Source organism: Afifella sp. YEN Y35 (assembly GCF_047553465.1).
GTDB lineage: Bacteria > Pseudomonadota > Alphaproteobacteria > Rhizobiales > Afifellaceae > Afifella > Afifella aestuarii.
On record NZ_CP180203.1, the window covers coordinates 3,911,944 to 3,936,076 of the forward strand.

A 24,133-nucleotide genomic window follows, 5' to 3' on the forward strand; every position below is an offset into this window, starting at 1 on the left:
TTCAGGCGCGATCTGCTTTGAACACCGTGGCGGGTCCGGGCGTCGCTCGTCTCATGCAGATCAGGGCGGCGATGAAGAGCGCGGCGCTTGCGATCAGGAGCGGCGCGTCGAAGGACTGGCTCTGCCGATAGAGCGCATTGGTGACGAGCGGCCCGACGATCTGGCCGACCCCGTAGGAGGCCGTCATCACCGCCAGGATGTTCACGCGGGCTCTGGCTGCGATCTTGCGGGCGGCGGGCATGGCGATGGTCACCGTCCCCATAAAAGTGCCGCCGACGAGAAGCGCGCTCGCGAGCGAGGCCGCCGGCATATGGATGACCGGCAGGCCGACGCCGACGGCCTGGACCAGCAGATTGGCGATGAGGCTCTTTGCGGTTCCGAGCCGGCGGTGAAGGGCGTGCCAGAAAAAGCAGGACGGCACGGCGCCGAGCCCGAACACCGCCCAGATGTGCAGCGGATTGAGATCCGCAAACGAGGTGCGCACGAGGAGCGGCAGGTAGGTCGCGGTGATGATGTAGCCGAAGCCCGCGAGCCCGTAGACGAGGACGAGGCGGCCTGCCCCGAACGGGACCGAGGCCTCGCCGTCGGCTTCATGCGGCAAGGCCGGCGCCGGGGCGCCGTCGACGCGGGCCTGCAGGATGATCGTGAGAACCGTGAGCGCCAGTGCCGCGGCCGCGAGAACGAGCCAGATCGCGGGGCTTTGCAGATCGAGGACATCGCCCGCCGCGACGAGTTCGGCGGAGACGAGGATGCCGAGGCCAACACCGGCGAAGAGGGCCGGGGCGCCGTCGTGATGCCCGCGTTCATGGATCAGCCAATGGGAGGCCGCGACCATGGCGACGGCGCTGGCCACGCCGGCGAAGCCGCGCACGGCGACGATGAGCCATTCCGGCTGCGGCAGGCCGAGTGCGGCCAGCGAGGCGACGGTCGCGATGGCGGAAAAGGCGCAGAGCTTGCGGCCGGCTGAACCCGTGACGAGGCCCAAGAGCAGCGCTCCGATGAGGTAGCCCGCATAATTGGCGGATGCGGCGTAGGAGCCGCCTTCGACGGAGATCTGGCCGCTCTTGACCATCAACGGATAGAGGCCGGTGAAGGCGAAGCGGCCGAAACCCATGCCGATGACGAGGATGAGGGCGGCCGCGATCCCCGCCAGCCGTTCATTGCGCGGCATCTCAGTGCGGGCCATCGGGGCTCTCGGCGATGTCCGAGAAAGCACGAAGCGTCTCGCGGAGTTGCAGGACAGCCGGGGTCTTAAAGCTCGGCCTTTCGGCGAGACAGGTGTCGACCGTCATCAACGGCTTGATCGTGAATCGATCGGCGTCCGGCACGAGATCGAGAACGCTGCGCGGCAGCAGCGAGAAGCAGGTTCCTGCCGCGGTGAGGGCGACCATGGCGTGATAGGACCTGACCTCCTGGAACTGAAGCCGCGCGGGCGCGGTGCCGCCATCCGTCACCCATTCCTCGGCGAGCCGGCGATAGGTGCAGCCGGGCGCGAATGCGGCAAGCGCGCGGGGCTTGATCTCTTTGGCGTGTCCGATCTCCGGGTGCCCGGGCGGCAGCAGGAGCACGAGCTCTTCGCGAAAGAGCGGCGGCGTCGCGACCTCGTCGGGCCCAAACCCCGTGTCGTCCGGCGGCAGGGCGATCAAGGCGCAGTCGATCCGATGCGCGAGCAGGGCGTCGACGAGCTGGCGGGTCGGCGCCGTGACGAGCTCGATCGTCACCTCCGGCCAGTTCGCGTTGAACTCGGCCAAGGGCAGGGGCAGGCGGGCAGCGACGGTCGATTCCATCGAGCCGATGCGCAGAGTGCCGACGGGCTCTTTCGGATTGACGACCTGCTCGGCTTCCTCGGCGAGATTGAGGATGCGCTCGGCATAGTCGAGATACGCCACGCCCTCGGCTGTGAGTGTCATGGCCTTTCTGTCGCGCTGAAACAGCGGCACGCCGATCTCGGCCTCGAGTTGCTGAATGCGCGTGGTGACGTTCGAAGGTACCCGCCCGAGGAGATGAGCCGTGCGGGTGATGCTCCCTTCCCTGGCCACGGTGCGGAAGATGGCGAGCGATGCCAGATCCAAAGAAATTCTCCAATGCGAAATATGCCAGCCAGTTTGTTCATATAATAAGAATAAGAGTCAACGGCTTTTTCCGTCCGAAGAACGTTTCCGGCCCGTGCCGGGTATGCGAGACGGTCTGCTAGGGTGTCAGGAAAGAGAAGGACGCCGCAGGACCGGAATGGATCATCTCGACAGGATCAGCATGGCCGAAGCGCGCCGGATCGCGCTCGCGGCGCAGGGCTTTGGTGCCGCCCGTTCGGCCAATCCGACCTCTGCCAGTTTGCGCCGGGTCCTCGACCGGGTTCAGCTTCACCAGATCGACAGCGTCAACGTTCTGGCGCGGGCGCATTACCTTCCGGCCTTTTCCCGGCTCGGCGCCTACGACCGTGAGCTTCTGGACAAGCTCGCCTGGGGAGCGAAGCGGCAGCGCAAATTGTTCGAATACTGGGCGCACGAAGCCTCGCTCGTGCCGTTCGAGGTGCAGCCTTTGCTGCGCTGGCGCATGGCGCAGGCCGATCGCGGCGAAGCGGTTTGGAGCTGGATGCGCCAGTTCGCGACCGAGCATCGGGCGGAAGCGATGGCGGTGCTTCAGCGAATCCGGGAGGAGGGGCCGCTTTCCGTCTCCGATTTCGAGGCGCACAAAGGGCGTCCCGGCTGGTGGGAATGGAGCGGCACCAAGCGGGCGCTCGAATGGCTGTTCTGGGCAGGTCACCTGACGACGGCGACGCGGCGGGGAAATTTTCAGCGGGTCTACGACCTTCCCGAGCGCGTCCTGCCCGCCTCTGTCCTCGATCAGCCGACGCCTTCGGAGGCGGATGCGCATCGCGCCTTGATCGAGCGTGCCGCACGGGCGCACGGCATCGCGACGGATCGCGAATTGCGGGATTATTTCCGCCAACCGCCGGGACCGGCACAAGAGGCGATATCGTCGCTTGCCGAGGAGGGGGTCCTGTTGCCTGTGAGCGTGCCGGGCTGGCGGCACGCCTGGCTCCATCGCGAGGCCCGCCGTCCGCGCCGGATCAATGCGACGGCACTGCTTGCCCCGTTCGATCCGCTCGTCTGGGAAAGAGACCGCGCCGAGCGGCTCTTCGGCTTCCGCTACCGGATCGAGATCTATGTCCCGGCGGACAAGCGCCAGTACGGCTATTATGTGCTGCCGTTCCTCTTCGGCGACAATCTGGTGGCCCGCGTCGATCTCAAGGCGGATCGACCGAACGCACGGCTTCTCGTGCAGTCGGTGCATTTCGAGGAGGATGCGCCGGACGAAAGCCGCGACGCGCTCTTCGGCGAACTCGAAAAGATGGCGGCGTGGCTCGGGCTCGACGAGGTGTCTTTCGCGTCCGGAGGGGCGTGACGGCATGGCGCCGGAGCGCGGCCCGGGACTGTCCGCGGCGTGTCAGAGCCCGGCCCTGCTCTCCCATTCCCTGCGCAGGATCGCGTATTGCATGGTGTTTTCGAAGATCGGATTGCCGGCCTCGTCCTTCATGAACGAGACGTATTCGATGAAGAGGCCCTCCCTGCGCATGCCGAGCCGTTCGCAGAGGTGCTGCGAGGGATAATTCGTGTCCTCGACATAGGCATAGAGACGGCGCGCGCCTTTTGTCGTGAAGAGATGCGCGAAGAGGGCGCGGGCGGCCTCCGTCGCATACCCCGCGCCGGAGAAAACCTTGTTGAAGTTCCAGCCAAGCGCATAGGTGTCGTCGCCTTCCAAAACGGCGAAGAGATCGCCGATGAGCTCACCCGTGTCGCGCAGGCAGACGGCGATCTCGCTGTCGCTCTCGGCGCGCTTTTTCACCTCTTCTTCCGCCGCGGCGAGATCGGCGAGCCGCATGGAGAAAAAGCAGCTGACCGCCGGCTCCTGCAAATAGGCGAAGAGGCCGGGCGCGTCGCGCTTCTCGAAACGCCTGAGGATCAGCCGGTCCGTCTCGATAGGCTGCATTTGTCCCTCTCTACGCGGTTTGCTTCATGTCTCGATGGGGACGAGGCTTGGCGCGCGATCATGTCAGCGGTGCGGCAGCACCTCAGATGTCGATCCGGGTCAGGTTCGTATCGAGGGCAAGGATTTCGGCGACGGGGCGGCCGGGCTCGAGGGCCGGAGGGACGAGCCGCATCGCCGCGTTCGGGATGTCGGTCGCCATGGCGACGGCCTCTTCGAGCGACAGGCCCACATGGAAGACGGCGTTCCTGAGGCAGGTGAGAAGGTCGACATGGGCGCCGGCAAGAGCGCCCGCCGCATTGACGAGGGCCCCGTCGCGGACGCGGATTTCCTCTCCATAGAGGACGAAATGGTCGGGCCCCCCGACCGTTGCCATGGCGTCGGAGACGAGGAAGGTGCGGTTTCTGACCGGGCGGGCGCGGCAGGCGATCGCGACCATCGGCCAGGCGACATGATGGCCGTCGACGATGATGCCGGCATAGGCGTCGCTCGCGAGCGCCGTGCCGAGGAGGCCGGGTGCGCGCGAGGTCATGGGCGGCATGGCGTTGTAGAGATGCGTGAAGCAGGCAATGCCGGCGGCAAGGCCAGCCTCCGTCTCCGCAGCATCGGCGGCGCTGTGGCCGGCTGAAACGACGACGCCCATCGCCGCGATTTCACGGATGAGGTCCGGGGGGACGACTTCCGGCGCGAGCGTCAGCATGACCGGGATATCCGCGGCGCGAAGACGTTCCAAGATTGTCAGGGTGGCGCGATCCATCGGCCGCATATGGGTGGCGTCGTGGGTGCCCTTGCGCTCCGGGTTGAGGTGCGGGCCTTCCAGATGCAGGCCGAGGAGACCCGGCATGCCCCAGGCCTTGATTACCGCTTCGGCGGTCGCGCGCATGCGTTCGGCCGTGGTGGTGATGAGGGTCGGCATCAGGAAGCCGACGCCGAGGCGGCGCTGGGCCGCGATGATCGTCTCGATCGCGGCGGGGCTTGCATCGGAATTGAGCATGATTCCACCGCTGCCGTTGACCTGAAGGTCGGTGAGGGCGGGGACGAGAAGATGGGGCGCGAGGTCGGGCGTCTCATGCGGGCCAAGTGGCCGGATGCGGGCGATCGCGCCCGCCTCGATCTCCACGGCAAGGCCGGTCTCAAAGCGGCCATCCTTCCAAAGTCGGGTCGGAGCGATAAGGCGGGTCACGAGACGAGATCCTCTGAAAGGCCGGCGGAAGCCGATGGGCAGCCGGTGCGGAGGCTGCGAAATGCCGAGGGCACGGGCGCTCTGTCCGGCCGGCGCGCGAACGGACCGGAGATACGCGCGCCGGCGGGTGCCGGCAAGAGAAGCGGCCGCCCCACATGCCTCGCTCATGCAAGCTTCGGCGGCAGGGAACGCGATTGCGGTTGCCAATTGCCGCAAGGCGTGGTTCAAGGGGCGTGATGACCCCGCGCGTAGAGGCGTTCGTCGCCGTCGGTGGTCACAAGCAACTTTCCGTATCGATCGTTGCCCCGAAGGCGCCCGTTGAGGCGTAAGCTCCCGGCAGCTGATCTACGCAGGCTTCCAAAACCAAGTGACACAGCTCGCGCCGGCCGTCTCAGGCTGGCCGCGACGAGAAAGCTCATATTGACACTTTTCAATGAACTCGGCCTCGCCGAGCCCATCCTTCGTGCCGTCGCCGCCGAAGGCTATACCAATCCGACTCCGATTCAGGCGCAGGTCATCCCGACCATGCTTGCCGGCCGCGATCTTCTCGGCACGGCGCAGACGGGAACCGGCAAGACGGCGTCCTTCGTGCTGCCGCTGCTCGACAAGCTCAGCCGCACCATGGTGCCGGCCGCACCGCGCACATGCCATGCCCTCATCGTCGTGCCGACGCGCGAGCTTGCCCAGCAGGTCGCCGACAGCGTGCGCAATTATGGGCGCTTCGTGAACATGTCGTCGGCGGTCGTCATCGGCGGCGCCCGGCCCGGGCCGCAGGTGAAGGCCCTGTCGCGCGGTGTCGATTTCATCATCGCGACGCCTGGCCGTCTTCTCGACCATATGCAGACCGGCGCCGTCCGCCTCGACCAGACGAACATCGTCGTGCTCGACGAGGCCGATCAGATGCTCGATCTCGGCTTCATGCCGGCGATCCGCAAGATCCTGGCGAAGATGCCGCGCGAGCGTCAGACGGTTCTTCTCTCGGCGACGATGCCGCCGGCGATCCGCAAGCTCGCAGGCGATTTTCTTCATCAGCCGGCGGAAATCTCCGTCGCCCCGGTGTCGCGCCCGATCGAGCAGATCGCACAAAGCGTCATCAACGTGGCGAGTGCCGGCAAGCGCGACATGCTCGTCGATCTTCTCGGCACGGCCGATATGGAGCGGGCGATCGTCTTCACGCGCACCAAGCGCGGGGCCGACCGCGTCAGCCAGCATCTCGACAAGGCTGGGCTGCGTTCGGCGGCGATCCACGGCAACAAGAGCCAGAATCAGCGCGAAAAGGCACTCGGTGCCTTCCGCAACGGCCGTGTGTCCGTTCTGGTCGCCACCGATATCGCGGCGCGCGGCATCGACATCGACGACGTTTCGCATGTCGTCAACTTCGAGCTGCCGAACGTGCCGGAGGCGTATGTGCACCGCATCGGGCGGACCGCGCGCGCCGGCAAGAGCGGCATCGCGATCTCGCTGTGCGATCATTCCGAGCGGGGTCTTCTGCGCGACATCGAAAAGCTGATCGGCAAGAGGATCGATGCGCATGGCGCTGCCCCTCGGCGCGAGGCAGTCGCGACCCAGGCCGGAGCCGAGGTGGTCGGCGAAACCGATGAGGCGCCGTCTGCAGGCGTGCGCCAGCAGGCGGGCGAGCGGCGCGACGAAAGATCACGCCAGCCCGGCAAGCGCACTTCTCCCTCACGCAACCGCCGGCGCTCGGGCAACAAACCCGCGGCCTTCGAAGCTCGCTCCGAGGGGCGCAACGAAGGGCGGAGCGACGGGCGGAATGAAGGCCGCAACGGCGATGCCCCGAAAGGCGGACGCAACCGCAGGCCGGAAGGTGCCGAAGGAGGCCGTTCGGCCAAGCGGGCGGAGGGCGGCGCGCCCAAGAGCCGCAAAAGTGGCGCGGATGGCCGGCGTGACGGGGCCCGCCGCGACGGCGGCCGCGGCAACGAGGGCGCCCAGGCGGGTCTGGAACGGATGCTGCGCAAAAGCGGCAAGCCAAAAACCGGGGCCGGCGACAAGCAGGTCGCCGCGCGCTGAACGCCTGAACACGTTTGATTTTGAGAGGGCCGGCCGCCATGTGCGGTCGGCCTTTTTTGTGCCGTCGGGCGCCCTTCGGCGTCGTGCGTTGCCGGCAAAGGAAAGTCGTGCCGGGCATAGCTGCTCAACGTGCACGGCATTGACAATTATGGCCATTCGCCGGCAGATGGGGCGTCAACGGTTTCCGGACGCAAAGCGACCGGATTAAAAGGGAACACGGTGAGGCGTACCCAGCAGGGACCGAAACCGTGGCTGCCCCCGCAACTGTGAGCGGCGAGCAGGGCTTCAACATGTCACTGGCGCATATGCGCTGGGAAGACGAAGCCACGCTGTGACCCGCAAGCCAGGAGACCTGCCGCTGACGCGCGACGCCGGGCCACCGGTGCCGCACCGCAACGGACGCCGGGGTGAGCGTCTGGCGGTGGAACGGCGCCAGGAATCCCATTTGCGCCCAATCCACGCCAAAACCCCGATCGTCCTTTCCGCATCGCTGTCGCGGTTCGTCCGCCACAGTCATTGGAGAGACGATACGAATGAAACTTCGTAAGTTTGCCTGTGCCGCCCTCACATCGGCGGCGTTCCTTCTTCCCGCCGCAGCCGAAGCGCATTTTCAGCTGATCTATACGCCCGAGGTGAACCTCGCCGAGCCGGGCGACGTGCCGCTGAAGCTGATCTTCTGGCACCCCTTCGAGAACGGCCATGTCATGGATATGGGCGCGCCGGAAGAGTTCTACGCCGTCTTCCGCGGCAAGAAGATCGATCTCAAGGACAGCCTCAAGCCGATCTCCTTCGAGGGGCTCGAAAACAGCGCGCAGGCCTTCGATGCCACGCTGCCGGCCAAGCGCGCCGGCGATTACACGCTCGTCGTCGTGCCTCAGCCCTATTACGAGGAGAGCGAGGACATCTACATCCAGCAGATCGCCAAGGCCTATCTGAACCGGGCGCAATTGCCGACCGACTGGGCCGAGCCCAAAGAGCTTGCGACGGAAATCGTGCCGCTCGATCGCCCGACCAACATTCTGGCCGGCTCCACCTTCACGGGGCGCGTCCTGTCGGAAGGCAAGCCGGTCGCAGGCGCCGAGATCGAAGTCGAATACATGGCGGCCGAGCCCTCCATGGACGAGAACAAGCCCACCGAACCCAAAGCCTCGCCGATGCCGGGCGGTGCCGTCGTCGCGATGAGCGACGAGAACGGCTACTTCACCTTCGGCGTCCCGAAGGCCGGGTTCTGGGGCTTTGCCGCGCTCGGTACGGGTCCGAAGACGGAGTTCGAGGGCAAAGAGCTCTCGCAGGACGCCGTCATCTGGGTGCGCGCCTACGACGTCGAGTGACGGCAGGAGGGATCGATGCATATTGTCGACGGAGCTCTCGCCAATGACGTCGTCATCGGGGGAGCGGTGCTGGCGGCCGGGGGCATCGCGCTCGGCCTCAAATCGCTGACGGCGGAAAAGATGCCGGCCGCCGGGGTGTTGAGCGCGACGTTCTTCGTCGCCTCGCTCATCCATGTTCCGATCGGTCCCTCCAGCGTCCATCTCATCATGAACGGTCTGGCCGGGCTGGTGCTCGGCTGGGCCGCCTTCCCGGCGCTGTTCGTCGGGCTTCTTCTGCAAGCGGTGTTCTTCGGCTTCGGAGGGCTCACCGTGCTCGGGGTGAATACGCTCAACATCGCGCTGCCGGCGGTGATCGTCTATTATCTGTGCCGGCGGGGGATCGCCTCCAATTCGCTGACGGTCGCCGCGATTTCAGGCGCCATCGGCGGGGGGCTCGCGATCGCGCTGACGACGGCCTTCGTCGCGATCGCTCTGGCGCTGTCCGGCGACGAATTCATCCCGGCCGCCAAGCTCGTCTTCTTCGCCCATATCCCGATCATGATCATCGAAGCGCTGGTGACGGGGGCGGCCGTGGTTCTCGCCCGCCGCGTCAAGCCGGAGCTTTTCGCCACTTTCAATCGGTCCGCTGCCGAGGAGGTCGCGCTATGAGAAAGCTCTGCGCAGCCCTTGTTTTTCTGACTCTTCTGCCCGCACCGCAGGCTCTCGCTCACAAGGTCATCGCGTCGGTCTATGCGTCCGGCGATGTCGTGGAAGGCGAGGTCGGCTTTTCCAATGGCGACATGGCGAGCGATGCGACGGTCGAGGTGTTCGACGACAACGGCAACAAGCTCGGCGAGGCGGTAACCGACGAGACCGGAGCCTTCACCTACAAGCCCGAAAAGGCGGTGCCGCTCGTCTTCAAGGCCAATCTCGGCGCGGGCCATGTGGCGCAGGTGCGGATGTCGGCCGAGGAGCTGCCGGAGATCGGCGGTGCGGAGGCCTCATCGCCGGCGCTGGTCGCTGCCGAAGCTGCGGCCGGTGCCGCCGAGCCGGCGTCTTCCGGCGACGGCGCTGTTGGGACGACCGCCCAGAGCTCCGGCGTCGACCTCGCCGCGCTTCTTGAAGCCCAGCACGAGATGATCACCGAGGCGGTGCAGAAGCAGGTGATCCCGCTCCGGCGCGATATCGACGCCTATAAGGAGAAGCACGACATGCAGAGCATCCTCGGTGGGATCGGCTATATCTTCGGCATCTTCGGCGTCGCGTTCTATATCGCGGCCCGGCGCAAGATGACGGCGGCCTGACGATGAGCCACGTTCTCTCAGCCGGACGGCGCGCGCTCACCGATACGGGCGAAGCCAAGGGCACGCTGATCGATGGCATCGACGTGCGCACCCGCATCGTCGTTGCTGTCGCCTTCGCCATCGTGATGGTGAGCCTGCAGGATCTCGCCGTTTTGGCGACCGGGCTTCTGGCGGCGTTCTTCCTGATGCTGTCGGCGCGGCTGCCGGTCGCGCGGACGCTCAAGCGCATGGCGATGATGGACAGCTTCATCATCTTCCTGATCGCCATGCTGCCCTTCACCGTGCCGGGCGATGCGATGTTCACCGTCTTCGGCTTTGCGGCGAGCTGGCAGGGGCTGCGGCAGGCGGCGGAGATCGCGCTGACGGCGAATGCCGTCATCCTCGCCTTGATGGCGCTCGTCGGCTCCACCGAGCCGGTGACGCTCGGCCATGCGCTGCGGCGTTTGATGGTGCCGGAAAAGCTCATCTACCTGCTGATGTTCACCGTGCGCTATGTCGACGTGCTGCAGCAGGAACATCAGCGTCTGCGCATGGCGATGAAGGCACGCGGATTTCGCCCCTCGAACAACCGGCACACCTATCGCTCCGTCGGCTATCTCGTCGGGATGATGCTGGTGCGGGCGATCGAGCGCTCGGAGCGCATTCTCGGCGCCATGAAATGCCGGGGATTCACGGGCCGGATGCCGCTGTTCGACACGCTCGCCTTCACCTACCGCGATGCCGTGTTCGCGACGGGCGTGACGATCTTCCTCGCCTGTCTCATCGGCGCGCAGGCGATCCGCTGAGGCCATGACGCATGTCTGAACTCATCGCCCTTTCAGATATCCATTTCGCCTATCCTTCGGGGCCGCCGGTCCTCAAGGGCGTCGATATGTGTCTGATGCCGGGCGAGAGGCTGTGCATCGGCGGCCATAACGGTGCGGGCAAGTCGACGCTTCTGCACATCATCGTCGGGCTGTTGCGGCCGTCGCGCGGCCGCATCACCGCCTTCGGAGCCCCGCGGCGCGAGGAGAAGGATTTCCACGAGGTGCGCTGTCGCGCGGGCTTCGTCTTCCAGGATCCCGACGATCAGCTCTTCTGCCCGACGGTCGCGGAGGACATCGCCTTCGGGCCGCTCAATCTCGGCAAGAGCCGCGACGAGGCGATGGCGATCGTCGATGAGGTTCTGGAGCGGCTCGATCTCGTCAGTTTCCGCGACCGCATCACCCACAAGCTCTCGGGTGGCGAGAAGCGGCTCGTCACGCTCGCCGCCGTTCTGGCGATGGAGCCGGAGGTTCTGCTTCTCGACGAGCCGACCAACGCGCTCGACGTCGACAACAAGGCGCGGCTGAAAGAGATTCTCCTGTCGCTGCCGCAGGCGATGATCCTCGTCTCCCACGACCACCGTTTCCGCGGCGATGTCTCGACCCGCACCGTCGTCATGTCGCATGGCCGGCTGGTGGAGCGCGACATGCATTGCACGGCAACGGACGAGGCCGGCTAGGGCTTCAGGACCGGATGGCTCGACCGTTCGGTTGCCGGCGTCCAAAACTCCTCACGCTTTCAGCCTTTTCGCCGGCAATTCCAGGCCATTTATCGGCTCATGAGCGCGGCGAACGGCGGTGAGATTTTCGATTGTCGTATCCCCTCCCGGGGGATAGGATGATTTGCATGAAGCACGGTTCACACGGCGACGTCGTCAAGCGGCTGAAACGGGCCGAGGGGCATCTCAGGCATACGATCGAGATGATCGAGGAGGGCCGTCCCTGCTCGGACGTCGCCCAGCAGCTCCACGCCGTCTCCAAGGCGATCGAGCAGGCGAAGCGCCTCTATATCCACGACCACATCGACCACTGCCTCGACGGCAGCATCGAAGACGGGGCGGACCGCGCGAGCCTGGTCGAAGAGTTCAAGGAAATCTCGAAGTACCTGTGAGGGGATCGCCATGGATATGAGCGGGATGATCGCCGCGGGCGGCAGCAATCCGGTCCTGCTTGCGGCCATGGCGCTCGTTCTCGGCGCGCTGCACGGGTTGGAGCCCGGGCATTCGAAGACGATGATCGCCGCTTATATCGTCGCGATCCGCGGCACGGTGGGGCAGGCGGCCCTTCTCGGCGTTGCGGCGGCGCTGTCGCATTCGCTCATCGTCTGGGTTCTGGCGATCCTCGGCATGCGCTTCGGGTCCGAGTTGATCGGCGAGAAGACAGAACCCTTCTTCGTGATGATTTCGGGCGCGATCATCCTGGCGATCGCAATGTGGATGTTATGGCAGACGCAACGATCGGCCAGGACGGGCAGAACACATCCGCATGGGACGCATGATCATGGGCACGATCACGGGCATGAACATGACCATGAACATGGGCACGAGCACCCGCATCCGCACGATCACGCGCACGCTCATGATCACCCGCACGCTCATGATCACCCGCATGAGCATGATCATGCGGGGCTCGATGCGCATGCCGCCGCGCATGCGCGCGATCTCGAAACGCGGATCGGGGCGGGCAAGACCTCAACCTGGCAGACGATCCTGTTCGGGCTTTCCGGCGGGCTCATTCCCTGCGCCGCGGCGATCACCGTGCTGCTTCTCTGCCTGCAGATCGGAAAATTCTGGCTCGGCATCACGCTGGTGGCCGCTTTCAGCACCGGTCTCGCCTTGATGCTCGTCGCCGTCGGGGCCGTCGCCGCGCTCGGCATCGGCTTCATCTCCGCACGCTCGTCGCGCTTCGACGCGGTGATGGCGAAGGCGCCCTACCTTTCGGCGATGCTGGTGGCCGCGATCGGCGTCTTCATGATCGTCTCCGGCTGGAGCCACGCCGACATGCACCTCCTCTGAGGGCATCTCCGGTCCAGGCAAGCCTCGCTTGCGACGATTTCTCTGAGAAAATTTTCCGTCTTCGTCATCCGCGATCTCAATCGCGCACGATCTTGTGCTACGCGGCAGGCGTGGGAGGGCGCCTTCGGATCAATCCGCCGCGTGGCGGACACAGGAGACGAAATGACGGACAGAAACGATCCGGTCGTGATGCGCCACAGAAATTTGGAAAAGATCGCCATGACGGCGTTGGCTGTCGGGCGGACGCTCGTCGAAACCGGGGCGAAGACCGATGTCGTGCGCCAGGGCATGACGATGGTCGCCGAAGGGCTCGGCGCGGATCAGATCCACGCCCGCATCGGCTTCGCCTCGCTGTCGCTGACGGTGACGAGCGGCGACAACACCATCACCCGTATGCGCACGGTCGGGGCCCATGGCGTCAATCTGCGCCTGAACCACGGCGTGCGCCGGTTGTGCACGCGGGTGAAGCATCATGACATGACGGTCGCCTCGACCATCGAGGCGCTGACGCATCTCATCACCAAGACGCCCCGCCATCCCTGGTATCTGGTGGCGCTCGCCGTCGGGCTCGCCTGCGCCTCCTTCGGCCGGCTGCTCGGCATCGACTGGACGGCCTTCATGCCGGTCCTCATCGGCGGCGCGCTGGGCCAGGCGGTGCGGCACTTCCTGCTCAAGGCGCACACCAACCCCTTCGTGGTGGCGGCGATCGTCGCCTGCGTTGCGGCCACCACCGCCGGCTTCGGCTCTGAGCTCCTGGCAAGCCCGATGCTGCAGACGGCGATGTTTTCCTCGGTGCTTCTCCTCGTGCCGGGTGTGCCCGTGCTCAACGCGCAGACGGACATCATGGAGGGCTATCCGACGATGGGCAGTGCCCGCGCCATGACAGTTCTGATGATCCTCGTCTTCATCACCGTCGGTGTGTGGGCCGCGCAGATGGCGCTCGGCGTTGGCGGACCCAAGGCGGCGCCGGTCGTGCACGGGGTTCTGCATCAGGCCTTCTTCGGAGCGACGGCCGCCTTCGGCTTCGGCATTCTCTTCAATTTCGGTTGGCGCACCCTGTTCTGGGCGGCGCTGGCCGGCGGGCTGGCGCTCAGCGTGCGCACGGTCGGCCTCGAACTCGGCTGGAGCCTTGCCGCCGCGTCGTTCATGGCGGCGGCCGCCGTCGGTGTCGCCGTGCGCCTCCTCAACCTTCTGCCGGATCGCTTCGGGCCCGCCGGAAACGTTCTCGCCGTCGCCGGCTGCATCCCGATGGTGCCGGGAAGTGCCGCATCGCAGGGGATCATGGGGCTGATGGAATTGACCGCGCAGGCGCCGGTCGACGCCCATGCGACGCTGCTTTTCACCGTGGAATACACCTTGCGCGCCATCTTCACGATGGGCGCGATCGGGGCCGGGCTCACGATCGTGACCTCGGTGCTGCGGCGGCCGGATTTTCCGGCCTGGAGCGAGAAGGTCGGCCTCGGCGCGCGCTGAGGGGAGCAGGACGAGGCGGCGCCGGGGGTTGGCTGCGGCGGAAATTGGTTTAGGTCGTTGAATGGCGGTGGCCGGAAGCGGTCGCCGCCCGCTTAGCCTCATACCCTTCTCCTGGTATTTCCCGGTGCCCCGGGCCGCCCTCTCTTTTTGGACCTCATGCTTTCCAGACATCTGCAATTGTTTCGCGCCGAGCCGCGCATTCTCGCTTTCGGGGCCTCCTCGGCCTTTCTGTCGAGCCCTGGGCAGACCTTCTTCATCGCGCTCTTCGTGGCGCCGATCGCGGCGAGCCTCGGCTATTCGAGCGCCGAAATGGGCGGCATCTATCTCGCCGCGACGCTGACGTCTGCGAGCCTTTTGCCGGCGGTCGGGCATTGGATCGACCGGGTCGATCTCCGGCTTTACGTGACGATCGTGCTCGCCGGTCTCGCCGCCGCCTGCCTGTCCGCATCGATGGTCGAAAACGGCCTCATGCTCTTCGTCTCGTTCCTGTTTTTGCGGATGTGCGGGCAGGGGCTGATGACGCATATCCAGGCGACCTCGGTGGCACGCTATTTCGTCAATCGCCGCGGATTGGCGCTGTCGATCACGGCGATGGGCCTGCCGCTCGCGATCGCCGTCACGCCCAATCTCGCCGCCTTCCTGATCGGCGAGATCGGCTGGCGTGCCGCCTATGCGAGCGTCGGCGTCTTCCTGATCGCCGTCGCCCTGCCATGGCTTTTGTGGCTGACGCGCCAGCAATCGCGCTTCACGACGCCGCTCGCGCGTGCGGCGGGTGCGCCGGCGCCGCGGGTTCTCGACGGGCTCAAGATCGTCGCCACGACGCGCTATTTCTGGCTGGCGCTGCCGATCCTCGTCTACATGCCGTTCACGGCGACGGCGCTCACCTTCCACATCGTGCCGATCGGCGAGGTGCAGGGATGGCCGGGCGGATTGATCGCGACCGGTTTCACGCTGATGGCGGTGGGCGACCTCTGCGGGCTCATCGTCTCCGGTTTCATCGTCGACCGGCTGACGGCGCGGCGCATGGTGCCGCTGATGAATCTGCCGCTGTTCGTCGGGATCGCGGTGATGGGATCGTCGTCGAGCGTCTTTGCGCTCATCACCTTCTTCATCTGTCTCGGCTTGTCGTCAGGCTTGGTGCAGACGACCTTCGGCTCGGTCTGGGCGGAGGTCTACGGCGTTGCCCGGCTCGGGACGGTGCGGAGTTTTGCGGCGATGCTGATGGTGGCGGGGACGGCCGCGGGGCCAGCCGTGCTCGGCCTTGCGCTCGACAGCGGCCTGTCGATCGGCACCATCGCGACGGGCTTCGTCGCGCTCGGTCTTGCCGCAGCCGTCCTTGCGGCTTTCGGCGTGTCGCAGAAAGTGGCGCTGCCGGCCGAGGACATCGTCTGAGGCGTGACCGCGACGCACGTCGATCCAAAACCTCGGGGGGAAACATGGACGATTTCGATCCCACACAGATCGCCGAATTGCGTCAGCGCATCGAAGACGAACTCGCCGAGCTTGAGGCGCTGTCGGAGTCGGGGTCGGAGGGAAGCCGGCCTGTCGAACTCGACCAGCAGAGCGTCGGGCGGATTTCGCGCATGGATGCGATGCAGGTGCAGGCGATGGCGCTCGCCTCCCAGAAACGCAGGACGGCCCGCATCGACGGGCTCAAGGCTGCGCTCAGACGACTGTCTGACGGGGAATACGGCTATTGCGCGAGCTGCGAGGAGCCGATCGCCTTCGGCCGTCTGAAGGCCGATCCGATGGCGCGGCTCTGTCTTGCCTGTGCGCGGCTTGGAGAAACCTGAACACGGCGAGAGACATGAAAACGGCGCCCCGGCGAGGCCGGGGCGCCGCAACGCTCGTCAAGCGATGTCGGCGGGGCGGGGGGCACGTTTGCTGCCGCCGATCATAGCTTTGACGAGGTTCTCCTTGTGGCGGTAGCTCTCGAAGAGCACGCCGACGACATGTGCGAGCACCATGACGAGCATGATGTTGGCGAGGGCTTCATGGGTCTCTTCCACCCAGTCCACGCCCCAATAGGCATCGAGCGTCATCATCCAGCCGGTGACGGCCGTCGCGGCCATGGCGAGGATGAGAGCGAGGACCATCAAGGCGCCGAGCGGGTTGTGGCCGATGTAGCGGGGCTCATCGCCTCGCACCGCCGCCTTGAGGTAGCGAGTGACATTGCCGGGCGAGCGGACGAACTGGCCGAAGCGGGCATATCTGGGGCCGACGAGACCCCAAAGGACGCGGAAGGCGACGAGGGCGCCGGCCGCATATCCCGCCCATTCATGCACCGACATCACTTCGTCGCCGGTGAGCCAGGCGACGGTGAAGCTCGCCACCAGGCTCCAGTGAAAGAGCCTGACGAGGGGGTCCCAGACCTTGATCGTCGGTGCGTCCATCTCAGTCGCGGTCCCCGCGGCCCTGGCGCACCATCTCGAGGGTCTTCGGGTCGAAATAGGCTTCGACACGCTTGCCCTGATCGTCGATCGCATAGGCTTCGTAGCAGCCGTCTTCGGTCTTGATCTGGCGGACTTCCCAGCCCTTGCTCTCAAGCTGCTGCTGCAGCGCTTCGCGCGGCTGCCATTCGGCCATCGGGGCGTTGCAGCGTGCGTCGTCGCTTGCGAAAGCGGTGCCGGCGGTCATTGCGCCGAGCGTCAGAACGGTTGCGGTGATAAGCTTCTTCATCTTGCTCTCCAGTCGGATCGGCCTTTGCGCATCGGCCATGGGAGCAAGATGGGGGTGGTGCCTGAAGCCAGCCTGAAGCACGATCTTCTCGGCTTCAGGCTGGCTTCAGGTTCCCCCCGTATCGGGGGAAGTTTCGCGCATAAAGTTCGGGGGCGACGATGCGGGTTCTGCTCGTGGAAGACGATCGGCTTCTCGGCGACGCCGTGCATGAACACATCGCCGATGAGGGACATGCGATCGACTGGGTCGAGACGATCGCCGATGCGGAAGCGGCGATCCATTCCACGCCTTACGATCTCCTGCTTCTCGACTTGATGCTGCCGGACGGGCCGGGGCTCGGCCTGCTGCGCCGGCTGCGCAGCGGCGGAGACGTGACGCCCGTCATCATCCTGACGGCGCGCGACCAGATCTCCGACCGGATCGCCGGGCTCAATTCCGGCGCCGACGATTATCTCGTCAAACCGTTCAATCTGTCGGAGCTGTCGGCGCGGCTTGCCGCCGTGTCACGACGCTATGCCGGCAATCCCAACCCGCTCGTGACGCTCGGCGACATCGAATTCGATCTCGCCGGCCGCTCCGTCTATCGCAGCGGGCGTCCGGTGGAGGTGACGGCGCGCGAATGGGCGCTGCTCGAAGGCCTTCTCCAGCATCCCGGGACGCTTCTGTCGAAGACGCAGCTCGAAGAGCGGCTTTATCCCTTCGGCGCGGAGGTGGAGAGCAACACGATCGAGGTGCATATCAGCCGCCTGCGCAAGAAGCTCGGGCATGACAGGATCGAGACCGTGCGCGGCATGGGCTACCGGCTGAAACGATGAGGTGGCGGATCTGGACGGGTGCGCCGAGCCTGCAGCGCCGCCTGAGCCTCGGGCTGGCGATCGGGGTCACGGCGATGTGGCTGGCGGCAGCGGTCGCGGCCGGCCTCGTGATCCGCGAAGAGCTGGACGAGGCCTATGACAGCGCGCTGCAGGAGACCGCGCAACGGCTGTTGCCGCTCGCCGTCCTCGATATCGTGGAAAGGAGCGCGGGCGCAGGCGGGCGCCGGGTCACACCGATCGGCGAGCACAAGGAGTTTCTGACCTATCTCGTGCGCGATTCGAAGGGCCGTATCCTGATGCAATCGCACGATGCCGTCCCGGCGGATTTCCCCGACACGCCGGCGCACGGTTTCCGCACGACGAAGACGCATCGCATCTATGGCGAGAAGGCGGTGAGCGGCACGATCATCATGGAGGTCGCCGAAACGCTCGCCCATCGCCGCGAGGCGGCGCTCGAGGCTGCGGGAACGCTGTTCCTGCCGCTCCTCGGGCTCATCCCGGCAAGTCTTTTTGGCGTGTGGTGGTTCGTGCGGGTCAGCATTCGGCCGATCCGGTCTTTCCGCGGTGCCATCGAAGCGCGCGGCGAGGGCGATCTGTCGCCGATCGCGGACGGTGGATTGCCGGCGGAGATCGAACCGATCGCCGATGCCGTCAACCGGCTGATGGAGCGGCTGCGGCGGGCGCTCGAAGCGGAGCGAAGTTTCACGGCGAACAGCGCCCATGAGCTGCGCACCCCGATCGCCGCGGCTCTCGCCCACACGCAGCGGCTCATCGCCGTCAGCAAGGACGAGGCGGTGCGCGAGCGTGGGCGCCATATCGAGGCGGGGCTGACGCGGCTGTCGTCCCTGTCGGAAAAGCTGATGCAGCTCGCACGCGCCGAAGGCGCCGGGCTGATCGCCGAGGCCGAGCAGGATCTGACGACGGTTCTCGGACATCTCGTCGAAGAATTCCGCCGCGCCGAGCCGGAAAACGCGCGTCTGCGGCTTGTCACAAACGGGCGCCTCGTCTCGCATATGGATGCCGACGCGTTTGCGATCCTTGTGCGCAATCTCATCGAGAACGCGCTGAAGCACGGCGAGCCGAAGGGGATGATCGAGATCGAGGTGCCGAGCGACAATGTCGTGCGGGTCGTCAATGGTGGCGCCGTCGTCGGCTCCGACGAGCTGAAACGCCTTCGCGGGCGCTTCGAGCGCGGGGCGACGCGTGCCAAGGGCGCCGGGCTCGGTCTCGCCATCGCGCAGGCGATTGCGGCGGGCTCCGGCGCTGTGCTCACGCTGTCCTCGCCGGCCGCGGGGCGCGAAGACGGGTTCGAGGCCGTGCTCCGGCTGCCGGAGTAGAGAGGGGTTAAGCCCTCAGCCGGTCTTGCGCAGGGAGCGGATCTGATCGAGACCGGAGAGGCCGAGTTTCGGCCACATCTGATCGACGCGCGCCTTCACCTCCGGCGACATGTCGAGGACCGTGCCCCATTCGCGGTGCGTCTCCGCCCCGATCTTGTTGGTCGCATCGATGCCGAGCTTGCCGCCGAGGCCGAATTCCGGCGAGGCGAAATCGAGATAGTCGATGGGGGTCGATTCCAGCTGCATGAGGTCGCGCGAAGGGTCCATGCGCGTCGACAGGGCCCACAGGACGTCGGCGCCGTTGTGGACGTCGATGTCGTCGTCGACGACGACGATGCCCTTGGTGTAGCTGAACTGCGGCAGCATCCCCCACATGCCCATCATGACGCGCCGCGCCTGACCCGGATAGCGCTTCTTGATGGAGACGATGGCGAGCCGGTAGGAGCAGGCGTCCGGCGGCAGCCAGACGTCGGAGATTTCCGGCATCTGCTGAATGATGAGCGGCTTGGCGAGATAGTTGAGCGCCTCGCCCATGACCGAGGGCTCGTCCGGCGGACGGCCGGTGAAGGTCGAAAGATACAAGGGATCGCGGCGATGGGTGATCGCCGTCACGCGCATCACCGGGAAGGGCTCGACGGCGTTGTAATAGCCGGTGTGGTCGCCGTAAGGCCCTTCGGGCGCCGTCTCTTCCGCCGAGACATAGCCTTCGATGACGATCTCCGCTTCCGACGGCACGGGGAGGGGAACGGTCAGCCCCTGCACCACTTTCGGTCGTTCGCCTCGGATGAGACCGGCGAAATCGAGCTCCGACAGGGTTTCGGGGATCGGCATCACGGCCGAGAGGAGGGTGGCAGGGTCGGCGCCGATGACGATCGCCACCGGCATGTCCTTGCCCTGTTTCGCCCAGGCGCGGTGATGGGCGGCGCCGCCGCGATGGGCGAGCCAGCGGGTGATGAGATGCGTGTCGTCGAGAACCTGCAGCCGGTAGACGCCGACATTGAGCGGTCCGTTGTCGGGCGGACGGGTGATGACGAGCGGCCAGGAAATGAGCGGCGCCGGTTCGCCCGGCCAGCAGGTCTGGATCGGCAGGCGGGAGAGTTTTGCGTCCGCCCCGCGCAGCAGCTCCGCCTGGCAGGGGGCGTTGCGCACGCTGTCGGGGCGCGTGTTGAGCGCCGCCTTCAGCATGGGCAGATGCGCGATCGCATCGCGCAGGCCGCTCGGCGGCTGCGGCGCGCGCAGCGAGGCCATCATCTCGCCGAGCTCTCCGAGGCGCTCCTTCTTGACGCCGAAGCCGGCGGCGACGCGCTCGACCGTGCCGAAGAGATTGACGACGACCGGCATCGAGGCCGGCTCGCCTGCCGCATCGCGCGCATTGTCGAGCTGCAGCGCCGGTCCGCCCGCCTGCAGGACGCGGCGGTGGATCTCCGTGACTTCGTGCACCATGGAAACCGGCGCCGAAATGTGCCGGAAGTCCCCCGCACCTTCGAGATGCCTCAGGAAGTCACGCAGATTGCGGAAATGTGGCAGGTCTCGAAAGGTCACCGGCGCCTCCTCTGTGGCTCGATGCGGCAGGGGCAGGGCGGCTGCTTTGAGCTAGATCAAGGACGTTCCCGTTTGTTTGTCGCTGGATTGGACGGTGATGCAAACTTCCCCCAATATCGTCGCAGTGCCGGCGCCCGTGCGCCTGCTCATGCGTCCTTTGCCGCTTCTGCCGTTGCGGCTCATGCTGGAGAGGCTGGTTTCCGGGCTGATTCGCCGTCGCCCGGGGCTGTTTCTGCGGCTCGATCATCATGCCGAGAAGGTGTTTTTGATCGATCCGACGGATCTGCCTTTCGTCTTTCGTCTGAAGCCCGATCCGGAGCATCCGACCGTGGAGCCGCTGCGGCGTGAGCGGGCAGGCGCGTGGGACGGCCGCATCGCCGGTCCGCTCGGCGCGCTGATGGGCATGATCCACGGCACCTTCGATGGCGACGCGCTGTTCTTCTCGCGCGATATCATCATCGAGGGCGACACGGAGGCGGTGCTGGCGCTGCGCAATGCGCTCGACGATGCCGAAATCGATCTGATGGAGGAGGCGGCGATCGCCTTCGGGCCGTTCCGCCCGGCGATCGAGCCGTTTCTGCGCGGCGTGACGCCCGTTGCCGCCCGGATCACCGGGCTTCCCCTTTCCCGCAGCGATGAGAACGAGGCCTTTACGTGAAACCCCTTGAGCTCGTCTGCCCGGCCGGCACTCCGGCCGCGCTTCGCGCCGCCGTCGAGGCGGGCGCCGACACGGTTTATTGCGGCTTCCGCGACGAAACCAATGCACGCAACTTCCCGGGCCTGAATTTCTCGCGGGCCGAGATGGAAGAATCGATCGACTACGCGCATCGGCGCGGCTCGAAGGTTCTCGTCGCCATCAACACCTTTCCCCGCGCCGGCGCGCCCGAACTCTGGCGGGCGGCCGTTGACGATGCGGCCCGGTTCGGCGCCGACGCGGTGATCCTTGCCGATGTCGGGCTGCTCGATTACGCGGCCAACCATCAGCCGGGGCTGCGCCGGCATCTCTCGGTGCAGGCGGCCGCCGCCAATCCCGACGCGATCAATTTCTATGCCGAGACTTTCGGCGTGCGGCGCGTGGTGCTGCCGCGCGTTTTGACCGTGCAGGAGATCGCCGCGATCAACCGCGAGATCGAATGCGAGACGGAGGTGTTCGTCTTCGGCGGGCTGTGCGTGATGGCGGAGGGGCGCTGCGCGCTGTCCGCTTACGCGACCGGGCGCTCGCCCAACATGAACGGCGCCTGTTCGCCGGCAAGCCACGTGCATTACAAGGAAGAGGGCAGCGAGCTCGTCTGCGGGCTTGGCGATTTCACCATCAACCGGGTGAAGAAGGACGCGCCGGCGCCTTATCCGACGCTGTGCAAGGGCTGCTTCCAGGCCGGCGATTATCAGGGGCATGTGTTCGAGGATCCGGCAAGCCTCGACGCGGCGACGCTGATCACCGAATTCGCCTCCGCCGGCGTGACGGCGCTCAAGATCGAGGGCCGGCAGCGCAGCCGCTCCTATACGAAGACCGTGGTGCACACCTTCCGCAAGGCGGTGGAGGCGCAGGCGAAGGGCCTGCCGATCATGGCGAACGAACTCCAGCGGCTGACGGAGGGTCAGACGACGACCTCCGGCGCTTACAGCAAGACCTGGCGCTGAGCGCCGGTCTCACAAAACGATAAGAGGTGTAACCGTGGCCGGACAAGCATTGCTCACGCTCGGACCCGTCCTGTTCAACTGGCCGGTGGAGAAATGGGCGGACTTCTATGCCCGGATCGCCGACGAAGCGCCGGTCGATCGCGTCTGTCTCGGCGAGGTCGTCTGCTCCAAACGGCTGCCGTTCTACAACGACGTCATCAGCGAGGCCGTCGAGCGGCTGGAGGCGGCCGGCAAGGAGGTCGTGGTGTCGTCGCTGGCGCTCATCACGCTGCCGCGCGAGCGCAAGGCGGGCGCCGGGCTCGCCAAGGACGAGGAGCATGTGATCGAGGTCAACGACCTCACCATGCTGCGCTATCTGGAGCCGGGGCGGAAGATTGCCGTCGGGCCGCTCGTGAACGTCTACAACGAGGGCACGCTGTCCTGGCTCGCCGGACGCGGGGCCAAGCATGTGTGCCTGCCGCCGGAACTGCCGATCGCCTCGGTGGAGAGCCTGGCGAAGGCGGGTTCTGCCCTCGATCTCGACACGGAAGTGTGGGCTTTCGGGCGCGTGCCGCTCGCCATTTCCGGGCGCTGCTATCACGCGCGCATCCACAAAGTGTCGAAGGATTCCTGCCAGTTCGTCTGTGGCCTCGATGCCGACGGGTTGCCGGTGAAGACGCTCGACGGCGGGGATTTTCTCGCCATCAACGGCGTGCAGACGCTGTCGTTCGCTTATGGCAGCGCCCTCGGCGAGCTCGACATCCTGATGCAGGCCGGCGTCAATTCCTTCCGCCTGTCGCCGCACGATTGCGACATGGTCGCGGTGGCGGAGCTCTATCGCCAGCGCCTCGACCGCAAGATTTCGGGAGACGAGGCGCAGGCGAAGCTCGCCGCGCTGTTGCCGGAAGCGGAATTCGCCAACGGCTTCCTCTTCGGCGATTACGGCGCGGAAATGGTGAAAAAGGCCGAGCGCCAGGTCGCCTAAGACCCTTTCGCACCAATCCCAGATCCTCCGCCTCAGCGAAGTGCTGAGGCGCGGTTCAGCAATCGATATTGCCTACCAGGCGGCCGTGGCCTGCATGGTGGGGGCGCCGTCGGCTGCGACCCAGAGGGAAAGGCCGTCGTCCTTCTCCGTGGCGTTGAGCGTGGCCGGGGTGCCGTCGAAGAACGGTTTGACGCCGCGGAAATCGAAGGTTTTCGGAAGCCTTCCTTTGAGCTCGGCGGCGTAATGCAGAAGCCAGGTCGCCTGCATGGGGCCGTGCACGACGAGGCCCGGATAGCCTTCCTCTTCGATGCAATAGCGGCGATCGTAATGGATGCGGTGGCCGTTGAAGGTGAGCGCCGAATAGCGGAAGAGGCGCACCGCATCGGCGGTGACCGGCCTTTGCTGTTCCGCCTGCGGGGCCTCCGGCGACGGTTTTGCCGCGGCCTGCTGAGAGCGCGGTGACGCGGCCGGGCTTGTCGGGGCGGCCTCGCGATAAACGAGATCCTGGCGCTCGCGAATGGCAAGGCCGCGGCTCGTGGAGATCTCGTGGTCGACGGTCACGAAGCAGAGCTCGCCGGTGCGGCCCTCCTTGCGCACGACGTCGCGCACCAGCGAGCGGCGCTCGACCTCGTCTCCGACGAGGATCGGACCTTCCAATTCGAGGCGACCACCGGCCCACATGCGGCGCGGCAGCGGCACGGGCGGCAGAAAGCCTCCGCGGCATGGATGTCCGTCCGGACCAAGTCCGGACATCGGCACGGTGGCCGGCGCGAGGCACCAGTGAATTGCGGCGGGGGCCTCCTCGCCCGGTTTCGGCGTGCCGGGCTCCACATCCATCGTGGCGCGGAAGGCGGCGACGAGATGCGGTGTGACGACGTCGCGCACCGTCTCGCTGCGGCCGATCCATTCGCGAAGGTGCTCAAGATCGAGCGATCCTGCTGCAGTCGATGGGGGCATGAGAGAACCTTTCAGGCGTTTCCTTTTATGATGACGCTGTCTAGCCGAAAGGGGCGGCGAGCTGAACGGCCTTGGCAATTTATTCTGCGTTCGCT

Annotated in this window: 25 protein-coding genes and 1 riboswitch; of the genes, 17 read left to right on the forward strand and 8 right to left on the reverse strand. The window is 66.1% G+C overall.

The window, feature by feature from the left end; all coding sequences use genetic code 11:
• Position 1: 1 nt before the first annotated feature.
• Both ACK8CP_RS18575 and ACK8CP_RS18580 read right to left on the reverse strand, forming a co-directional pair.
• Positions 2-1,186, reverse strand: coding sequence for a YbfB/YjiJ family MFS transporter (locus ACK8CP_RS18575; protein ID WP_414832795.1), 1,185 nt, complete (start codon positions 1,184-1,186; stop codon positions 2-4).
• The gene (locus tag ACK8CP_RS18580; RefSeq protein ID WP_414832796.1) at positions 1,173-2,072 is read right to left on the reverse strand and encodes a LysR family transcriptional regulator; all 900 of its coding nucleotides are present in this window, start codon (positions 2,070-2,072) and stop codon (positions 1,173-1,175) included. Before ACK8CP_RS18580 ends, ACK8CP_RS18575 begins: the two co-directional genes overlap by 14 nt.
• 157 nt (positions 2,073-2,229) lie before the next feature.
• Between ACK8CP_RS18580 and ACK8CP_RS18585 the strand changes: the two genes are divergently transcribed.
• Entirely contained in the window at positions 2,230-3,405 is a 1,176-nt protein-coding gene (locus tag ACK8CP_RS18585) for a winged helix-turn-helix domain-containing protein (RefSeq protein ID WP_414832797.1), read from the forward strand.
• Positions 3,406-3,447: 42 nt separating this feature from the next.
• Here ACK8CP_RS18585 and ACK8CP_RS18590 read toward each other — a convergent pair whose 3' ends face one another.
• Together ACK8CP_RS18590 and ACK8CP_RS18595 are read right to left on the reverse strand one after the other, a co-directional pair.
• Positions 3,448-3,990, reverse strand: a complete 543-nt coding sequence (locus ACK8CP_RS18590) for a GNAT family N-acetyltransferase (protein WP_414832798.1) — start codon at positions 3,988-3,990, stop codon at positions 3,448-3,450.
• Between the two features lie 82 nt (positions 3,991-4,072).
• The gene (locus ACK8CP_RS18595) at positions 4,073-5,170 is read right to left on the reverse strand and encodes an N-acetylglucosamine-6-phosphate deacetylase (RefSeq protein WP_414832799.1); all 1,098 of its coding nucleotides are present in this window, start codon (positions 5,168-5,170) and stop codon (positions 4,073-4,075) included.
• Positions 5,171-5,590: 420 nt separating this feature from the next.
• On the opposite strand from ACK8CP_RS18595, the gene ACK8CP_RS18600 reads away from it, so the two are divergent.
• The 11 genes from ACK8CP_RS18600 (at position 5,591) to ACK8CP_RS18650 (ending at position 15,896) form a co-directional block, all read left to right on the forward strand.
• Complete coding sequence (locus tag ACK8CP_RS18600) at positions 5,591-7,198, forward strand: DEAD/DEAH box helicase (protein ID WP_414832800.1); 1,608 nt, start codon at positions 5,591-5,593, stop codon at positions 7,196-7,198.
• 161 nt (positions 7,199-7,359) lie between these two features.
• Positions 7,360-7,573: riboswitch (cobalamin riboswitch) on the forward strand.
• A 158-nt stretch (positions 7,574-7,731) separates the two neighbouring features.
• Positions 7,732-8,529 carry a DUF4198 domain-containing protein gene (locus ACK8CP_RS18605; RefSeq protein WP_234629099.1) on the forward strand — a complete coding sequence of 266 codons (798 nt, stop codon included), beginning with the start codon at positions 7,732-7,734 and terminating at the stop codon, positions 8,527-8,529.
• Between the two features lie 15 nt (positions 8,530-8,544).
• On the forward strand, positions 8,545-9,177 hold the full coding sequence (gene cbiM, locus ACK8CP_RS18610) for a cobalt transporter CbiM (RefSeq protein ID WP_128290943.1): 633 nt from the start codon (positions 8,545-8,547) through the stop codon (positions 9,175-9,177).
• Positions 9,174-9,812, forward strand: coding sequence for a cobalt ABC transporter permease (locus tag ACK8CP_RS18615; protein WP_414832801.1), 639 nt, complete (start codon positions 9,174-9,176; stop codon positions 9,810-9,812). Before cbiM ends, ACK8CP_RS18615 begins: the two co-directional genes overlap by 4 nt.
• A gap of 2 nt (positions 9,813-9,814) precedes the next feature.
• On the forward strand, positions 9,815-10,597 hold the full coding sequence (cbiQ, locus tag ACK8CP_RS18620; RefSeq protein WP_414832802.1) for a cobalt ECF transporter T component CbiQ: 783 nt from the start codon (positions 9,815-9,817) through the stop codon (positions 10,595-10,597).
• An 11-nt stretch (positions 10,598-10,608) separates the two neighbouring features.
• Positions 10,609-11,295: an energy-coupling factor ABC transporter ATP-binding protein gene (locus ACK8CP_RS18625; RefSeq protein WP_128290946.1), complete on the forward strand. Its 687-nt coding sequence runs from the start codon at positions 10,609-10,611 to the stop codon at positions 11,293-11,295.
• A 167-nt stretch (positions 11,296-11,462) separates the two neighbouring features.
• On the forward strand, positions 11,463-11,726 hold the full coding sequence (locus ACK8CP_RS18630; RefSeq protein WP_414832803.1) for a metal-sensing transcriptional repressor: 264 nt from the start codon (positions 11,463-11,465) through the stop codon (positions 11,724-11,726).
• A gap of 10 nt (positions 11,727-11,736) precedes the next feature.
• Positions 11,737-12,630: a nickel/cobalt efflux transporter gene (locus ACK8CP_RS18635; protein WP_414832804.1), complete on the forward strand. Its 894-nt coding sequence runs from the start codon at positions 11,737-11,739 to the stop codon at positions 12,628-12,630.
• Positions 12,631-12,792: 162 nt separating this feature from the next.
• Positions 12,793-14,103, forward strand: a complete 1,311-nt coding sequence (locus ACK8CP_RS18640) for a threonine/serine exporter family protein (protein ID WP_414832805.1) — start codon at positions 12,793-12,795, stop codon at positions 14,101-14,103.
• Positions 14,104-14,259: 156 nt separating this feature from the next.
• Positions 14,260-15,495 carry an MFS transporter gene (locus ACK8CP_RS18645; protein WP_414832806.1) on the forward strand — a complete coding sequence of 412 codons (1,236 nt, stop codon included), beginning with the start codon at positions 14,260-14,262 and terminating at the stop codon, positions 15,493-15,495.
• A gap of 44 nt (positions 15,496-15,539) precedes the next feature.
• Positions 15,540-15,896: a TraR/DksA family transcriptional regulator gene (locus ACK8CP_RS18650; protein ID WP_414832807.1), complete on the forward strand. Its 357-nt coding sequence runs from the start codon at positions 15,540-15,542 to the stop codon at positions 15,894-15,896.
• A 57-nt stretch (positions 15,897-15,953) separates the two neighbouring features.
• Here ACK8CP_RS18650 and ACK8CP_RS18655 read toward each other — a convergent pair whose 3' ends face one another.
• Together ACK8CP_RS18655 and ACK8CP_RS18660 are read right to left on the reverse strand one after the other, a co-directional pair.
• Complete coding sequence (locus tag ACK8CP_RS18655) at positions 15,954-16,496, reverse strand: cytochrome b/b6 domain-containing protein (RefSeq protein WP_414832808.1); 543 nt, start codon at positions 16,494-16,496, stop codon at positions 15,954-15,956.
• 1 nt (position 16,497) lies between these two features.
• Positions 16,498-16,782 (reverse strand): PepSY domain-containing protein, encoded by a 285-nt coding sequence (locus tag ACK8CP_RS18660; RefSeq protein ID WP_128290951.1) that lies wholly within the window; start codon positions 16,780-16,782, stop codon positions 16,498-16,500.
• Positions 16,783-16,940: 158 nt separating this feature from the next.
• Here ACK8CP_RS18660 and ACK8CP_RS18665 point away from each other — a divergent pair, with 158 nt between their 5' ends.
• Entirely contained in the window at positions 16,941-17,597 is a 657-nt protein-coding gene (locus ACK8CP_RS18665) for a response regulator (protein ID WP_414832809.1), read from the forward strand.
• Complete coding sequence (locus ACK8CP_RS18670) at positions 17,594-18,934, forward strand: ATP-binding protein (protein ID WP_414832810.1); 1,341 nt, start codon at positions 17,594-17,596, stop codon at positions 18,932-18,934. Before ACK8CP_RS18665 ends, ACK8CP_RS18670 begins: the two co-directional genes overlap by 4 nt.
• A 15-nt stretch (positions 18,935-18,949) precedes the next feature.
• Here the strand turns inward: ACK8CP_RS18670 and ACK8CP_RS18675 are convergent, their stop codons facing one another.
• The gene (locus ACK8CP_RS18675) at positions 18,950-20,476 is read right to left on the reverse strand and encodes a UbiD family decarboxylase (protein WP_414832811.1); all 1,527 of its coding nucleotides are present in this window, start codon (positions 20,474-20,476) and stop codon (positions 18,950-18,952) included.
• Between the two features lie 97 nt (positions 20,477-20,573).
• On the opposite strand from ACK8CP_RS18675, the gene ubiT reads away from it, so the two are divergent.
• Genes ubiT through ubiV form a run of 3 tightly spaced genes read left to right on the forward strand, consistent with a single transcriptional unit; the run spans position 20,574 to position 23,081 of the window.
• Positions 20,574-21,134 carry a ubiquinone anaerobic biosynthesis accessory factor UbiT gene (ubiT, locus tag ACK8CP_RS18680; RefSeq protein ID WP_234629402.1) on the forward strand — a complete coding sequence of 187 codons (561 nt, stop codon included), beginning with the start codon at positions 20,574-20,576 and terminating at the stop codon, positions 21,132-21,134.
• On the forward strand, positions 21,131-22,117 hold the full coding sequence (ubiU, locus tag ACK8CP_RS18685; protein WP_092816403.1) for a ubiquinone anaerobic biosynthesis protein UbiU: 987 nt from the start codon (positions 21,131-21,133) through the stop codon (positions 22,115-22,117). The genes ubiT and ubiU overlap by 4 nt, the downstream gene beginning before the upstream one ends.
• Positions 22,118-22,151: 34 nt before the next feature.
• Positions 22,152-23,081 carry a ubiquinone anaerobic biosynthesis protein UbiV gene (ubiV, locus tag ACK8CP_RS18690; RefSeq protein ID WP_414832812.1) on the forward strand — a complete coding sequence of 310 codons (930 nt, stop codon included), beginning with the start codon at positions 22,152-22,154 and terminating at the stop codon, positions 23,079-23,081.
• 72 nt (positions 23,082-23,153) lie between these two features.
• Here ubiV and ACK8CP_RS18695 read toward each other — a convergent pair whose 3' ends face one another.
• The gene (locus ACK8CP_RS18695) at positions 23,154-24,038 is read right to left on the reverse strand and encodes a MaoC family dehydratase N-terminal domain-containing protein (protein ID WP_414832813.1); all 885 of its coding nucleotides are present in this window, start codon (positions 24,036-24,038) and stop codon (positions 23,154-23,156) included.
• Positions 24,039-24,133: the final 95 nt, after the last annotated feature.

Coding starts and splice junctions, on each gene's coding strand:
- ACK8CP_RS18665 (WP_414832809.1), top strand. CDS start 16,941: ATGCGGGTTCTGCTCGTGGAAGACGATCGGCTTCTCGGCGACGCCGTG.
- ACK8CP_RS18640 (WP_414832805.1), top strand. CDS start 12,793: ATGACGGACAGAAACGATCCGGTCGTGATGCGCCACAGAAATTTGGAA.
- ACK8CP_RS18575 (WP_414832795.1), bottom strand. CDS start 1,186: ATGGCCCGCACTGAGATGCCGCGCAATGAACGGCTGGCGGGGATCGCG.
- ACK8CP_RS18695 (WP_414832813.1), bottom strand. CDS start 24,038: ATGCCCCCATCGACTGCAGCAGGATCGCTCGATCTTGAGCACCTTCGC.
- ACK8CP_RS18645 (WP_414832806.1), top strand. CDS start 14,260: ATGCTTTCCAGACATCTGCAATTGTTTCGCGCCGAGCCGCGCATTCTC.
- ACK8CP_RS18635 (WP_414832804.1), top strand. CDS start 11,737: ATGGATATGAGCGGGATGATCGCCGCGGGCGGCAGCAATCCGGTCCTG.
- ACK8CP_RS18590 (WP_414832798.1), bottom strand. CDS start 3,990: ATGCAGCCTATCGAGACGGACCGGCTGATCCTCAGGCGTTTCGAGAAG.
- ubiT (WP_234629402.1), top strand. CDS start 20,574: ATGCAAACTTCCCCCAATATCGTCGCAGTGCCGGCGCCCGTGCGCCTG.
- ACK8CP_RS18655 (WP_414832808.1), bottom strand. CDS start 16,496: ATGGACGCACCGACGATCAAGGTCTGGGACCCCCTCGTCAGGCTCTTT.
- cbiM (WP_128290943.1), top strand. CDS start 8,545: ATGCATATTGTCGACGGAGCTCTCGCCAATGACGTCGTCATCGGGGGA.
- ACK8CP_RS18615 (WP_414832801.1), top strand. CDS start 9,174: ATGAGAAAGCTCTGCGCAGCCCTTGTTTTTCTGACTCTTCTGCCCGCA.
- ACK8CP_RS18585 (WP_414832797.1), top strand. CDS start 2,230: ATGGATCATCTCGACAGGATCAGCATGGCCGAAGCGCGCCGGATCGCG.
- ACK8CP_RS18660 (WP_128290951.1), bottom strand. CDS start 16,782: ATGAAGAAGCTTATCACCGCAACCGTTCTGACGCTCGGCGCAATGACC.
- ACK8CP_RS18605 (WP_234629099.1), top strand. CDS start 7,732: ATGAAACTTCGTAAGTTTGCCTGTGCCGCCCTCACATCGGCGGCGTTC.
- ACK8CP_RS18650 (WP_414832807.1), top strand. CDS start 15,540: ATGGACGATTTCGATCCCACACAGATCGCCGAATTGCGTCAGCGCATC.
- ACK8CP_RS18630 (WP_414832803.1), top strand. CDS start 11,463: ATGAAGCACGGTTCACACGGCGACGTCGTCAAGCGGCTGAAACGGGCC.
- ACK8CP_RS18625 (WP_128290946.1), top strand. CDS start 10,609: ATGTCTGAACTCATCGCCCTTTCAGATATCCATTTCGCCTATCCTTCG.
- cbiQ (WP_414832802.1), top strand. CDS start 9,815: ATGAGCCACGTTCTCTCAGCCGGACGGCGCGCGCTCACCGATACGGGC.
- ACK8CP_RS18670 (WP_414832810.1), top strand. CDS start 17,594: ATGAGGTGGCGGATCTGGACGGGTGCGCCGAGCCTGCAGCGCCGCCTG.